At 72.4% G+C, this 13089-nt stretch carries 12 protein-coding genes; 5 read left to right on the top strand and 7 right to left on the bottom strand.

The window, feature by feature from the left end; genetic code table 11:
- The first annotated feature begins 15 nt into the window (after nucleotides 1–15).
- On the top strand, nucleotides 16–1185 hold the full coding sequence (locus ABEA82_RS35215; protein ID WP_345665819.1) for a cation diffusion facilitator family transporter: 1170 nt from the start codon (nucleotides 16–18) through the stop codon (nucleotides 1183–1185).
- A gap of 17 nt (nucleotides 1186–1202) precedes the next feature.
- On the opposite strand, the gene ABEA82_RS35210 is transcribed toward ABEA82_RS35215, so the two are convergent.
- Nucleotides 1203–1760 (bottom strand): YbaK/EbsC family protein, encoded by a 558-nt coding sequence (locus tag ABEA82_RS35210; protein ID WP_345665818.1) that lies wholly within the window; start codon nucleotides 1758–1760, stop codon nucleotides 1203–1205.
- A gap of 43 nt (nucleotides 1761–1803) precedes the next feature.
- Entirely contained in the window at nucleotides 1804–2376 is a 573-nt protein-coding gene (locus ABEA82_RS35205) for a cupin domain-containing protein (protein WP_345665817.1), read from the bottom strand.
- 97 nt (nucleotides 2377–2473) lie between these two features.
- On the opposite strand from ABEA82_RS35205, the gene ABEA82_RS35200 reads away from it, so the two are divergent.
- Nucleotides 2474–3331 (top strand): DMT family transporter, encoded by an 858-nt coding sequence (locus ABEA82_RS35200; RefSeq protein ID WP_345665816.1) that lies wholly within the window; start codon nucleotides 2474–2476, stop codon nucleotides 3329–3331.
- 45 nt (nucleotides 3332–3376) lie between these two features.
- On the opposite strand, the gene ABEA82_RS35195 is transcribed toward ABEA82_RS35200, so the two are convergent.
- Nucleotides 3377–4174: an acyltransferase gene (locus ABEA82_RS35195; protein ID WP_345665815.1), complete on the bottom strand. Its 798-nt coding sequence runs from the start codon at nucleotides 4172–4174 to the stop codon at nucleotides 3377–3379.
- A 113-nt stretch (nucleotides 4175–4287) separates the two neighbouring features.
- Between ABEA82_RS35195 and ABEA82_RS35190 the strand changes: the two genes are divergently transcribed.
- A complete protein-coding gene (locus ABEA82_RS35190) occupies nucleotides 4288–4815 on the top strand; it encodes a gamma carbonic anhydrase family protein (protein ID WP_345665814.1) in 528 nt (175 codons plus the stop codon).
- Nucleotides 4816–4891: 76 nt separating this feature from the next.
- On the opposite strand, the gene ABEA82_RS35185 is transcribed toward ABEA82_RS35190, so the two are convergent.
- The 3 genes from ABEA82_RS35185 to ABEA82_RS35175 all read right to left on the bottom strand — a co-directional run bounded on the left by ABEA82_RS35185 (nucleotide 4892) and on the right by ABEA82_RS35175 (nucleotide 10081).
- A complete protein-coding gene (locus ABEA82_RS35185; protein ID WP_345665813.1) occupies nucleotides 4892–5530 on the bottom strand; it encodes a DedA family protein in 639 nt (212 codons plus the stop codon).
- Nucleotides 5531–5601: 71 nt separating this feature from the next.
- Nucleotides 5602–7989, bottom strand: coding sequence for a phosphoketolase family protein (locus ABEA82_RS35180; RefSeq protein ID WP_345665812.1), 2388 nt, complete (start codon nucleotides 7987–7989; stop codon nucleotides 5602–5604).
- Nucleotides 7990–8173: 184 nt separating this feature from the next.
- Nucleotides 8174–10081: an RICIN domain-containing protein gene (locus ABEA82_RS35175; RefSeq protein WP_345665811.1), complete on the bottom strand. Its 1908-nt coding sequence runs from the start codon at nucleotides 10079–10081 to the stop codon at nucleotides 8174–8176.
- Nucleotides 10082–10431: 350 nt separating this feature from the next.
- Here ABEA82_RS35175 and galU point away from each other — a divergent pair, with 350 nt between their 5' ends.
- Nucleotides 10432–11382 carry a UTP--glucose-1-phosphate uridylyltransferase GalU gene (gene galU / locus ABEA82_RS35170; protein ID WP_345665810.1) on the top strand — a complete coding sequence of 317 codons (951 nt, stop codon included), beginning with the start codon at nucleotides 10432–10434 and terminating at the stop codon, nucleotides 11380–11382.
- A 53-nt stretch (nucleotides 11383–11435) separates the two neighbouring features.
- Here the strand turns inward: galU and ABEA82_RS35165 are convergent, their stop codons facing one another.
- Nucleotides 11436–11873 carry a DUF4442 domain-containing protein gene (locus tag ABEA82_RS35165; RefSeq protein ID WP_345665963.1) on the bottom strand — a complete coding sequence of 146 codons (438 nt, stop codon included), beginning with the start codon at nucleotides 11871–11873 and terminating at the stop codon, nucleotides 11436–11438.
- A 178-nt stretch (nucleotides 11874–12051) separates the two neighbouring features.
- Here ABEA82_RS35165 and ABEA82_RS35160 point away from each other — a divergent pair, with 178 nt between their 5' ends.
- The gene (locus tag ABEA82_RS35160) at nucleotides 12052–13059 is read left to right on the top strand and encodes a DUF8017 domain-containing protein (protein WP_345665809.1); all 1008 of its coding nucleotides are present in this window, start codon (nucleotides 12052–12054) and stop codon (nucleotides 13057–13059) included.
- Nucleotides 13060–13089: the final 30 nt, after the last annotated feature.

Below are 13089 nucleotides of genomic sequence, written 5' to 3'. Positions count from 1 at the left end.
CGGAAGGAGACCCACGTGAGCGATCGGCACGACCACTCGCACGGGCACGGGGACGCCGACCACCCGCACGGGCACGGGCACGGGGACGGCGGCCACGGGCACGGGCACCAGTACGAGGGCCATGTCCACGAGCACGCCGGCCACGGGCACGGGCACGGCGACCACGGGCACGAGGGTCACGCGCACGGCCACTCCCCCGACGGCCTCCGCCACCGGCTCTCCCACCTCCTCACCCCGCACTCCCACGAGACGGCCGACAAGGTGGATTCCGCGCTGGAGTCCTCGGCCCGCGGCATGCGGGCGCTCTGGGTCTCTCTCGCGGTGCTCGGCGTGACGGCGCTCGCGCAGGCGGTCGTGGTCGTCGCCTCCGGCTCGGTGGCGCTCCTCGGAGACACCGTGCACAACGCCGCGGACGCGCTGACGGCCGTACCGCTCGCGATCGCGTTCGCGCTGGGCCGACGCGCGGCCACACGCCGCTTCACCTACGGCTACGGGCGGGCCGAGGACCTGGCGGGGCTGGTGATCGTGCTGACGATCGCCGCGTCCGCGGTCTTCGCGGGCTGGACGGCCGTCGACCGCCTCCTCGCCCCGCGGCCCGTCGAGCACGTTCCGGCGGTCGCCGTGGCCGCCCTCGTCGGATTCGCGGGCAACGAGTGGGTGGCCCGCTACCGCATCCGCGTCGGCCGGGCGATCGGTTCGGCCGCGCTGGTCGCCGACGGACTGCACGCCCGGACCGACGGATTCACCTCACTGGCCGTGCTGTTGGGCGCCGGGGGCTCGGCCCTGGGCTGGCAACTGGCGGACCCGATCGTCGGGCTGGCGATCACGGCCGCGATCGCGCTGGTGCTGCGGGACGCGGCGCGGGAGGTGTTCCGGCGGGTGATGGACGCGGTCGACCCCGCCCTGGTGGACCGGGCGGAGCGGGTGCTGACCGAGGTCACGGGCGTGCGCGGCGTGGGTGAGCTGCGGCTGCGCTGGATCGGTCACCGGTTGCGTGCCGAGGTGGCGGTCGTGGTGGACGGCGACGTGACGGTACGCGAGGCCCACCGCATCGCCGTCGAGGCCGAGCACGCACTGCTGCACGCCGTGCCGCGCCTGACCGCGGCGCTGGTCCACGCCGACCCGGCGCCGTCCCCCGGCGAGGCCGACCCGCATCTGCCGCTGGCCCACCACGCGATGGCGTAGACCGGGAGCGGCGCAGGTCAGGCGAGCCCGAGCCCTTCCAGCACCACCGCGCCGGGCAGCTCCGCGAACGCCTTGCCGGGCACCAGCAGCTTGCCGCGCCGGCGGCCACTGCCGACCAGGACGTACGGCAGGTCGGCGACGGCCGCGTCCACCAGCACGGGCCAGTCGCCGGGCAGTCCGAGCGGGGTGATGCCGCCGTACTCCATGCCGGTCTCCCCCGTCGCCGTGTCCATCGGAGCGAACGAGGCCTTGCGGGCACCGAGTTGGCGGCGTACGGCGTTGTTCACGTCGACCCGGGTGGTGGACAGCACGACGCACGCCGCCAGGGTGGCCTCGCCGCCGCGCTTGCCCGCGACGACCACGCAGTTCGCGGACTGCTCCAGCAGGTCACGGCCGTAGTGCTCCACGAAGGTGGCGGTGTCGGCCCACTCCGGTTCGGTGTCCACGTAGAGGATCTGCTCGGCGGGGACGCTGCCCCGCCAGGTGCGTACGGCGTCGGCGACCGGGCTCGTCAGCTCGTCGAGGCAGGCGGGGGCCGGGCGGGCGTCGTCGAAGTGTCCGATGGGTGTGCGCATGGCCGCACGCTAACAACACCGGGCCGTCGCAGGGCCGGGCGGCTCAGGACACGGGCGGCACCGAGACGGCCATCATCATCTCCATCGGCAGGTCCCCGGTGTTGCCGTACGTGTGCGGGGTGTTGGCCTCGAAGGAGACGCTGGCGCCCGCGGGCACGCGGTACTCCACACCGTCGACGGTCAGCGTCAGCTCCCCGGCCGTGACGTGGAGCAGTTCGACGGTGCCGGCGGGGTGCGGGTCCGACGGGCTGCTCTCGCCGGGCATCAGGCGCCAGTCCCACATCTCCAGGGGGCCGGGCGCCTCGGTGCCCGCGAGCAGCCGGTTGTAGCTGCCGGACTCCGTGTGCCACAGCCGTACGGCCTGCTCGGCGGGGACGATGCGGACCTTCGGGCCCTGCTCGTAGTCGAGGAGCGTGGTGATGCTGACGCCGAGCGCGTCGCCGATCTTGACCACGGTGCCGAGGCTGGGGTTGGTGCGGGCCTGCTCGATCTGGATGAGCATGCCGCGGCTGACACCCGCCCGGGCGGCGAGCACGTCCAGGGTGAAGCCGCGCACCGCGCGCCAGTGCTTGACGCTGCGCGCCAGGGACTGGGTCAGCAGGTCGAGGTCCGACACATTCCGTCCAATATTCTGTATGACACAGTGCAACAGACTGCACTATGGTGTGGTTGACCTGATCGTTCACCGAACTGTACTGCGAGGCATCCGTACGATGACAGCGCTCTTCGCCCTGGCCACCAGCCTGCTGTGGGGACTCGCCGACTTCGGCGGCGGACTGCTGACCCGGCGCACCCCCGCGCTCACCGTGGTCGTGGTGTCGCAGTCGATCGCGGTGACCGTGCTCGGCGCGGTCGTGGTGGCGACCGGCGGCTGGAGCGAGGCGGGACCGCAGCTGTGGTTCGCGGTGGCCGCCGGTCTGGTCGGGCCGGTGGCGATGCTCGCCTTCTACAAGGCGCTCGCGCTGGGCCCGATGGGTGTGGTCTCGCCGCTGGGCTCGGTCGGGGTGGCCGTGCCGGTGGGCGTGGGTCTGGTGCTGGGCGAGCGGCCCGGCGTGCTGCAGTTCGTCGGCATCCTGGTCGCCGTCGCGGGCGTCTGCCTCGCCGGCGGCCCCCAGTTCCGCGGCGCCCCGGTACAGCGCCAGGCCATCGCCCTGACCCTCCTCGCGGCGTTCGGCTTCGGCGCGGTGATGGCTCTGATCGCCGAGGCGTCCGCCACGCTGACCGGCCTGTTCCTCGCCCTGTTCGTGCAGCGGGTGACGAACGTCGCCGCCGGTGGACTGGCGCTGTACGTGTCGGCGCGGCGCGGTGCGCCCGCCCTGCCGGCGGACGGTTTCCCCTGGCGCTCGCTCCCGGCGCTCGCCTTCGTCGGCCTCGCGGACGTCGCGGCGAACGGCACGTACTCGATCGCCGCGCAGCACGGCCCGGTCACCGTCGCCGCCGTGCTCGCCTCGCTCTACCCGGTGGTGACGGCGGTGGCCGCGCGGGGCGTCCTGCGCGAGCGGTTGCGGGCGGTGCAGGCCGCGGGGGCGGGGCTGGCCCTGGTGGGGACGCTCCTGCTGGCGTCGGGCTGACCGGGCTCACCAGGCCGTGCCTTCACCGGCGCTGGAGCACGGGTATCAGACCCCCGGCTCCAGCCCGGCCATGCCGGGCGACGCCTCCTCGTCCAGCTCCGCCAGTCGCGCCGCGGTCTCCTCGTCCAGGTCCGACAGGGCGCGCAACTGCTCGGGCGTGACGCCCTCCGGTATCGGCACCGGCGGTGGGGTGCGCAGCGGCGGCTGCCAGCCGTCGGCTGGGGTCCAGCGGCGTACGACGCGGGCCGGCGCGCCCGCCACCACGGCATGGTCGGGCACCGTGCCCCGGACGACCGCCCCGGCGGCCACCACCACGTTCCGCCCGATCCGGGCCCCGGGGAGGATGACCGCGCCCGTGCCGATCCAGCAGCCGGGTCCGATCTCCACCGGCTCCATCCGCGGCCACTGCCTGCCGATCGGCTCGTGAGGATCGTCGTAGGAGTGGTTCGTCGACGTCACGTAGACGTACGGACCGAAATAGCAGTCGCTGCCTATGCTGACCGTGGTGTCGGCGATGACGTGGCTGCCACGGCCCAGGACGACGCCGTCCCCGAGGCGCAGGATCGGGTCGGGGCCGAGGTCGAGGTCGGGCATCAGGCCGGCGGTGAGGGTGACCTGCTCGCCGATGATGCAGTGCGCGCCGAGGTGGATCCAGGGTTCGCCGAAGACCGTGCCGAGCGGGAAGGCGAGTCTGGTACCTGTTCCCATCGCTCCGAAACGGTAGCGCCCGGGCTGCTCGGCGGAGACGGAGCCCGTGCGTTGCGCCCAGGCCCAGCCCGCGTGGACGGCGCGCTGCGCGAGGCCGCGCCGCCAGGATGAGAACGTGTTCTTGCGCTTCGGCACGAGGTCACCGTACTCAGCGGTAGCTCACCTCGTGGCGTCGGAGGCCTGTGATCTTCGCCCCATCGGGTGTCGTACGGTTTGCGCGTTGTCTACGACGTTTTCTGGAGGCGGACATGGGACAGCGGGCGATGATCACGGGAATCGGCGGCAGGGAGCCGCAGGTCGACCCGGAGGCGTTCGTGGCGCCGACGGCTTCGGTGATCGGGGGCGTGACGCTGGGCGTGGGGGCGAGTGTCTGGTACGGGGCCGTGCTGCGCGGTGACGTCGAGTCGATCTCCGTCGGGGCGAGCAGCAATGTCCAGGACAACTGCACCTTGCATGCCGACCCCGGGTTTCCCGTGACGGTGGGTGAGCGGGTGTCCATCGGGCACAACGCGGTGGTGCACGGGGCCACCGTCGAGGACGACTGTCTGGTCGGTATGGGGGCGACCGTGCTGAACGGGGCGGTGATCGGGGCGGGGTCGCTGGTCGCCGCGCAGGCGCTGGTGCCGCAGGGGATGGTGGTCCCGGCCGGGTCGCTGGTCGCCGGGGTGCCTGCCAAGGTGAAGCGGCCGTTGACGGAGGAGGAGCGGCAGGGGATCTCCCTCAACGGCACGATGTACGCCGAGTTGGCGAAGGCGCATCGCGAGGTGCACGCGTAGGTGGTTCGGGCCGTGCGGGTGGGTTGTGGCTGGTCGCGCCGCGGCGAAGCCGCATGTCGACACAGCCCCGCGTCCCTCAGGGAAGCTGCGGTTCTGTCGCTTCCTGGTTCTGGACCGTCTTCTTGGCCCTGCGCTTGATCACCAGCATGGACGTGAGGCCGACCAGGACCGCCGCCACCAGGCCCAGCCAGGAGAAGCGCTTCAGCCAGGACTCGGCGACGATGCCGACGTAGTAGATGACCGCTGTCGTGCCGCCGGCCCAGACGATGCCGCCGAGGACGTTGGCGATGAGGAACTTCCAGTAGGGCATGCGGAGCACGCCGGCGAGGGGGCCCGCGAAGATGCGGAGGAGGGCGACGAAGCGGCCGAAGAAGACCGCCCACATGCCCCACTTCTCGAAGGAGCGCTCCGCGGTGGCGATGTGCCCCTCGCCGAAGTGCTTGGGGAACTTGTTGCCCAGCCAGGCCAGCAGGGGGCGGCCGCCCTTGCGGCCGATGGCGTAGCCGATCGAGTCGCCGATGATGGCGCCGGCCGTGGCGCTGGCGCCGAGGACGACGGGGTCGATCTCGCCGTTCTGGGAGGCGAGCAGCGCGGAGGAGACCAGGATGATCTCCCCGGGCAGCGGAATGCCCAGGCTCTCCAGGCCGATGACCAGCCCCACCAGCGCGTACACGGCGATCGCGGGTACCGTTTCGAGCCATTCCTGGACGTGCAACGCCGGTTCCTTTCCCTCTGCCTCCCCGAGTGCACGGGAAGCCTACCGGGTTACAGGACGCCTCCCGGGGCTCAGGCGTTCCACGTCCACTCGGCGACCTCGGGCAGGTCGGTGCCGTGCTCACGGATCCAGGCGTGATGGCGGGTCCGGGCGTCGGCCATCCGCTGGCGTACGGCCGTGGCGCGCACCGCCAGGCCCGGGACGCGGTCGATGACGTCCATGACGAGGCGGTAGCGGTCGAGGTCGTTGCGGACGACCATGTCGAAGGGCGTGGTAGTCGTGCCGGACTCCGTGTAGCCGCGCACATGCAGGTTCTGGTGGCCGGTGCGGCGGTAGGCGAGGCGGTGGATCAGCCACGGGTAGCCGTGGTAGGCGAAGATCACCGGCTTGTCGGTGGTGAAGAGGCCGTCGTACTCGAAGTCGTTCATGCCGTGCGGATGCTCCTTCTCGGGCAGCAGCCGGGCGAGGTCGACGACGTTCACCACCCGGACGGCCAGCTCGGGCAGGTGCCGGCGCAGCAGGTGCGCCGCGGCCAGGACCTCCTGCGTGGGGACGTCACCGGCGCAGGCCAGTACCACGTCGGGCTCGCGCAGACCGTCCTCGGTGCCGGCCCAGTCCCAGATGCCGGCGCCGCGGGCGCAGTGCACGCGGGCCTCGTCCATCGACAGCCAGTCGAAGCACGGCTGCTTCCCGGCGACGATCACGTTGACGTAGTCGCGGCTGCGCAGGGCGTGGTCCGCGACGGACAGCAGTGTGTTGGCGTCCGGCGGGAGGTAGACGCGGACGACCTCGGGGCTCTTGTTGAGGACGTGGTCGACGAAGCCGGGGTCCTGGTGGGAGAAGCCGTTGTGGTCCTGCCGCCACACGTGGGAGGTCAGCAGGTAGTTGAGGGAGGCGATGGGGGCGCGCCACGGCAGCCGGCGGGAGGTGCGCAGCCACTTGATGTGCTGGTTGACCATCGAGTCGACGATGTGCACGAACGCCTCGTAGCAGGAGAACAACCCGTGCCGGCCGGTGAGCAGATAGCCCTCCAGCCAGCCCTGGCAGAGGTGTTCGGAGAGGATCTCCATCACCCGGCCGTGCCGGTCCAGGTGCTCGTCCTCGGGCAGCGTGCCGGCCTGCCAGGCCTTGCCGCTGGCTTCGTAGACGGCCTGGAGCCGGTTGGAGGCCGTCTCGTCCGGGCCGACCAGGCGGAAGTCGCGGCGGCTCGCGGTGTCCCGCATGACCCGGGCGAGGAGGTCGCCGAGGACCCGGGTGGGCTCGTGCGTCGTGGTGCCCGGCTTGTCGACCGGGACGGCGAAGTCGTCCAGGGCCGGGACGGGCAGGTCGCGGACGAGCAGTCCGCCGTTGGCGTAGGGGGTGGCGCCGAGCCGCCTGGTGCCCTCGGGCACGCAGGCGAGGACGTCGGCGACCGGTCGGCCCTCGGCGTCGAACAGCTCCTCGGGCCGGTAGGAGCGCAGCCAGGCCTCCAGCTGCCGCAGGTGTTCCGGGTTGTCGCGGACGCCGGCCAGCGGCACCTGGTGGGAGCGCCAGGTCCCTTCGACGGGCTCGCCGTCCACCTCGGCGGGGCCGGTCCAGCCCTTGGGGGTGCGCAGCACGATCACCGGCCAGCGCGGACGCTCGGTCACGCCCTCCTCCCGGGCGGCGTGGTGCGCCTCCGCGATGCGGTCGAGGGCGGTGTCCATCGCCTGGGCCATCGCGCGGTGGACGGTGGCCGGGTCGTCGCCGGCGACGTGGATCGGCTCGTGGCCGTAGCCGCGCAGGAGCGCGTCCAGCTCCGCCTCGGGCAGCCGGGACAGCACGGTCGGGTTGGCGATCTTGTAGCCGTTGAGATGGAGGATCGGCAGGACGGCGCCGTCGTGGACGGGGTCGAGGAACTTGTTGGCGTGCCAGGAGCCGGCCAGCGGGCCGGTCTCGGCCTCGCCGTCGCCGATCACGCAGGCGACGAGCAGGCCGGGATGGTCGAGGGCGGCACCGTAGGCGTGGGCGAGGGAGTAGCCGAGTTCGCCGCCCTCGTGGATGGAGCCGGGCACCTCCGGGGCGACGTGGCTGGGTACGCCGCCGGGGAACGAGAACTGCCGCATCAGCAGCTCCATGCCCTGCGCGTCCCGCGTCACGTCCGGGTACTTCTCGCCGTAGCTGCCCTCGAGCCAGGAGTTGGCCAGCACCGACGGTCCGCCGTGGCCCGGGCCCCAGATGCACAGGGCGTCCAGGTCGCGGGCCTTGATCACCCGGTTGAGGTGCGTGTGCACGAGGTTGAGGCCGGGCGAGGTGCCCCAGTGCCCCAGCAGCCGGGGCTTGATGTGCTCGGCTCGCAGCGGCTCGGTGAGCAGGGGGTTCGCCAACAGGTAGATCTGACCGGCCGCCAGGTAGTTGGCGGCCCGCCAGTGGGCGTCCAGGGTGCGCACTTCCTCGTCGGTCGGTGCGGTCCTGCTGTGCTGGCGCTGGGCCTCGGGCATGAGTGACTCCCTGGGGTTCTGCGGCGGCCTCAGGAGGAGTACCAGTCTGTTCCGATTCGATGCCAGGCGCCTCTCGGCCAGGTGTCGTCGGAGGTCCGGTACAAGCCGGTCCTCGCCCCCTGCGTCACGGTCCCCGGACCGGACGGCGACGGGCCGTCCGGCCCCTTGCCCCCAGGGGCCCCGCCTACGGGAGCGCGGTGGAACGGAGCTTGGCCACGGCGGTGGTACCGGCAGCGGTCGCGGTGCCGGCCGCGTCGGCGGTCGCGGTGCCGGCCGCGTCGGCGAGCGCCGAGTCCGGTACGCCGGGACCGGCCTCTGGGCCGCGTACGTCCGTACCGGGCGCGCCCGCGTCACCCGGGCCGGGCCCCGGCTCGGTCCCTCCGCAGCAGCCCACCTGGGCGAACCGCGTCTCGTACCGCTGCTGGGGTGGTTCCCCGGACCTGGTCCGCGGAGGCCCGGCCCGGTGGCCGGGCGGGAGGACGTCCTTGCGCTGCTTCTCTTCCCGGCGGCTCTCCTGCTTGTCCGGGCGGTTCGACCGAGGGGCGTCGTCAGTCCGTTCCTCCCGGGGCTTCCCCGCGTCCGGGCGCACCACCGGTTCCAGCGCCCAGCGCCGGCCCTTCGAGCCGTCGCGGTCGGTGACGATCACGTCCCGGTCCTTCCCGGGCGCCACGGCGAGTCCCCGGCCGCCGCGCGGCAGAAGTTCGCCGCGCACGGTCAGGTCGTAGCGCACGACTCCGGCGTGGACCAGGCAGCCGGCCATCTCCACCGAGCCCTCGGCCGGGTCGGAGCCGAGACAGAGGGTGGGGTCGGCGGCGCTGCGCAGCACGCCGTCGTCCTGGTACGACCACTGCGGGGACCCTGCGGAACAGGCCCTCAGCACGACACGGACGCCGGCCCGGCCCCGGCCGTCCGGGACGTCGAGGCACAGACCGGCGTCCAGGTTGCGCAGCCGCCCGCGCCCCACCTCGGCCGGGTTGCCCGCGGAGGCGGCCGACGGAGAGCCGACCGGGGAGGATCCCACGGAGTCCGGGTCGACCGCGTGGCCGCTGACCGCTCCCCAGGTGGCCCGGGGGCCGGCGGTACCGCTCTCCTCGGTCCAGCCCCGGGCGGCGAACAAGGTCGCGAGCAGCACGAGGGAGGTCAGACCGACCGCGGCGACCAGGGCCTTGGTGTGTTTCCTCGGCCCCACGGGCCGGCCGCTCGCCGGGAGGGCACGGGCCGGGAGACGGTGGCGGCCGTGGACCGGGGTCGTGACAAGGGCGCTGCGGCCCTCGTCACGGCCCGGACGCGAGGCGAGGTAGCGGCGGGCGCCCCAGCCCAGCACGGTCTCGACGAGCAGGTCCTCGAGTCCGCCTTCGAAATGGCTGAGTTGTTCGGCGGCGTGACGGCAGTACCGGCAGACCATGAGATGCCGTTGCACGTCCGGCAGCAAGGACCTGCCGCTGCGCATCGGAACGTCCAGCAGGCGGTTGTAGTAGCGGCATTCCCGGCTCGGCGCGAGTTCCCGGTGCGCCCGCACGCACCCCGCCCGGAATTGTTCGCGCGCCTGTTCCAGCGCCGCGGAGGCGGTACCCGGGTCGACGCCCAGCAGACCGGCCGGTACGGATAGCGGCTCGGCCTCCACCTCCGTGTGCCAGAGGAGGCATTGGGAAGCCCCCGGAAGGCCGCGGAATGCGCGCTCGGCGAGGCGTCGCCTTTCAGGTGTCACGGGCCGTGCGGCGCGCAGCCCCCGGGCACCGACCGGTTTGCGGAGTTCCGGCAGCACCATGGAAATGCCGTCGTCGGCGGCCCACTCCCCGACCGTGTCCCGCACGGCCGCGAGCAGTCGTGGGCGCAGGGCGCCGCCGCCCGGTCCGCCGAGTTCCCTGCGGAACGCGGCGGCGGCCGCCATCGACGCCGAATCCTCCGAGGAAGCGAGACAGATCACGGCGTACTCGTGGACCGCCCGCCAGTGCCGCGCCAGCAACAGCGCGACGGCGCGCGGGCCTTCGACGGGGTCGCCCACCCGGGCGAGGAGATCGCGGTCGGACTCCGCGGGCCGGGCCCCGGGGCGGGGAGCGTACGGGGGGCGTGGGGGGTAGGGGGATTGCACGGAACCATTTCCTTCCAGCCGCAGGACGCCAGGCGAATTGCGCGTCCGTCGGAAAGCAGGGGGTGATTGGTGCATACCTGAGCCGCGTCAGTCGCGGATTTGGCTGTGAGGCGGCTCACTTTCGCACATACGACTCACAGGTAACAAGGCGTTCGGATGACCCATGTTCATAACGCCGGGAATTCAGATGTGTTACCGGCGGTATCCGCACCGATATTCGACAACGCCGCTGCCGAGAGCCCCAAGTTGTGTGCGGGCAAAGGCGGTTGGTCCACGAGATCTCCAACTCCACAGCCTTCTCCCATGCGGCTCTCGGCGTGCTCTCATCTCCGCCCGCCAGCATGGGCCGCATGATCGCCCCCCACCCTTCCCAACCCGCCGCCCCCGTCCGCACCGTCCGCAAGGCGGTCGTCCCCGCCGCCGGCCTCGGCACCCGCTTCCTGCCCGCCACGAAGGCGACACCCAAGGAGATGCTGCCGGTCGTCGACAAACCCGCCATCCAGTACGTCGTCGAGGAGGCGGCAGCGGCGGGACTCGACGACGTCCTGATGGTCACCGGCCGGCACAAGCGGGCCATCGAGGACCACTTCGACCACGCCTTCGAGCTGGAACAGGCGCTCGCGGCCAAGGGCGACACCGTGCGACTGGACGCGGTGCGCGACCCGGCGCGGCTGGCGAGCATCCACCACATCCGGCAGGGCGACCCGCTGGGCCTCGGCCACGCCGTCCTGTGCGCCCGCCGGCACATCGGCGACCAGCCCTTCGCGGTCCTCCTCGGCGACGACCTCATCGACCCGCGCGAGACGCTGCTCAGCCGGATGCTCGACGTCCGCGACCGGCGGCTCGGCAGTGTGGTCGCCCTGCTGGAGGTCCCGCCGGAGCAGATCCACCGCTACGGATGCGCCGCCGTCGAGCCGACCGGCGAGGAGGACGTCGTCCGCGTCACCGGCCTGGTCGAGAAGCCGGACCCGGAGCACGCCCCGAGCCGCTACGCCGTCATCGGACGCTACGTCCTCGACCCGGCCGTCTTCGGCGTCCTGGAGCGCACCCCACCGGGCCGGGGCGGCGAGGTCCAGCTGACCGACGCCCTCCAGGAACTGGCCGCGGGCGGCGCCGTGCACGGGGTCGTCTTCAAGGGTCTGCGCTACGACACCGGCGACAAGGCCGACTATCTGCGCACGGTGGTGCGCCTGGCCTGCGACCGGCCCGACCTGGGACCGGAGTTCGTGTCATGGCTCAAGGAATTCGTCGCGGAACTGGACGGAGCCCGCCCGCCCCACCACCGGGACATCGCGGCCTGAGGCGGCGCGGGCCGCGGGCCACCGCCCGACGGGCCTCCTGTGAGCGATGTGTCTCAGCCGTTGGGCCGCAGCGTCCAGACGACGGTCATCTCGCCCGTCACGGCACCGTCCGCCCGCTGGATGGCGATCGTCACCGGGAACTCGGGACGTTCACCGGCGTCCAGTTCCGCGACCACCTCGGCGGCCGGGCGGCCCAGCGTGGCGGTGGCGGTCACCGGCCCCATCGCCAGTTTCCGGTAGGCGATCTCGGCGCTGACGGCGAGCGGCACGGCGCGGGAGAGCTGGTCCCCGAACGCGGCCAGCACGATCGCCCCGCTCGCGGACTCCCCGAGCGTGAACATCGCACCGGCGTGCGGCCCGCCCACGTGGTTGTGGTACTCGCTCTGGTCCGGCAGGGACACCACGGCCCGCTCCGGCGTGGTCTCGACGAACTCGAGGTTCAGGGTCCGGGCCATGGGCACCGTGGCGGCGAGCATCTCGCCGATGGACATCTGGTCTGCGCTCATGGCCGCATGTTACTCACGAGTAGAGAAGGCTGACCAGAGCGGTGTGACGACCGCCGCACCGGTTGGCGCCGCAACCGTCCGCGCCGTCCTGTTCCCGGCTTGCTACGTCTCCGTCCACAGGCGGTGACCGAATCCGATCGGCGCGCGGCTAGGGTTGCTGCCCATGTGGCCAGGACAGCAGCCGCCCGGGGGCGAGCAGAACCCGCAAGCGAACAACCCGTACCAGCAGCCGGGGTACCAGCAGCCGAATCCGTATCAGCAGCCGGGCTATCAGCAGCCGGGCCCCTATGGACAGCCGCCTCAGTGGGGCGCGCCCGCGCCCGCCGGCGCACCGCAGCCCCCGCCGGGTGGTGGCGGCAACCGGACGAAGCTGGTCGCGATCATCGCCGCCACGGCGGTGGTCGTGGCGGCCGGCGTCACCGGCTTCCTGGTGCTGGGCGGCGACGAGAGCGACACGGCGGACGGGAAGACCGACAAGAAGCCGACCGCGACCGCTTCCGAGAAGCCCTCCGACGAGCCGAGCGCCTCCGCCTCCGAGGACAACCCGCGCGGCGGTGAGGCGGAGAAGGCGACCGTCCCGGGCTGGAAGGTCGTCGTCAACACGCGCTTCGGCACCGAGTTCGACGTCCCCGCCGACTGGGAGATCGAGACACCCGGTACGAGCGTGGGCTTCGAGTGGGAGAAGAAGGACGGTGAGCTGGACCGCACCACCGTCACCGCCCCCGCCTACCTGAAGTCCAAGTGGTGCACGAGCGACCCCGACAAGGACGGGCGCGAGGAGGACACCGCGCTGGTCACCGCCGGCACCCGCGGTGAGGACGGCGCGAAGACCACGGACGAGGCGGCCGAGACCCGCGTGCCGTGGTGGATCTTCGGCGGCTACACCCAGCCCGACAAGAAGAGCGTGAAGTACACCAAGCCCAAGCCGTACACCACCAAGTCGGGCATCAAGGGCAGTGTCGCCACGGCACATTCGGAGAACACGCCCCAGAACGGCAAGTGCGACAGCGAAGGCAAGGCGATCACCTTCGCCTTCAAGAACAGCGCGGGGGACTTCGTCACCTGGAACCTGTTCGGCGCCAAGGGTGTCAAGGACGAGCTGTCCGAGGCGACCGTCCAGAAGATCCTCAGCACCGTGCGCCTCACCAAGGAGCCACCCACGGGGAACTGACGGGCCGGGGGCCGTCACAATCCGTTTGGC

The sequence above is a fragment of the Streptomyces venetus genome (genome assembly GCF_039540295.1).
Classification (GTDB): Bacteria; Actinomycetota; Actinomycetes; order Streptomycetales; family Streptomycetaceae; genus Streptomyces; species Streptomyces venetus.
Note: the sequence above shows the minus strand (reverse complement) of the source record. Positions and strands in the feature narration are given on the sequence as shown.

Coding starts and splice junctions, on each gene's coding strand:
- ABEA82_RS35210 (WP_345665818.1), bottom strand. CDS start 1,760: ATGCGCACACCCATCGGACACTTCGACGACGCCCGCCCGGCCCCCGCC.
- ABEA82_RS35200 (WP_345665816.1), top strand. CDS start 2,474: ATGACAGCGCTCTTCGCCCTGGCCACCAGCCTGCTGTGGGGACTCGCC.
- ABEA82_RS35190 (WP_345665814.1), top strand. CDS start 4,288: ATGGGACAGCGGGCGATGATCACGGGAATCGGCGGCAGGGAGCCGCAG.
- ABEA82_RS35180 (WP_345665812.1), bottom strand. CDS start 7,989: ATGCCCGAGGCCCAGCGCCAGCACAGCAGGACCGCACCGACCGACGAG.
- galU (WP_345665810.1), top strand. CDS start 10,432: ATGATCGCCCCCCACCCTTCCCAACCCGCCGCCCCCGTCCGCACCGTC.
- ABEA82_RS35165 (WP_345665963.1), bottom strand. CDS start 11,873: ATGTCCATCGGCGAGATGCTCGCCGCCACGGTGCCCATGGCCCGGACC.
- ABEA82_RS35160 (WP_345665809.1), top strand. CDS start 12,052: ATGTGGCCAGGACAGCAGCCGCCCGGGGGCGAGCAGAACCCGCAAGCG.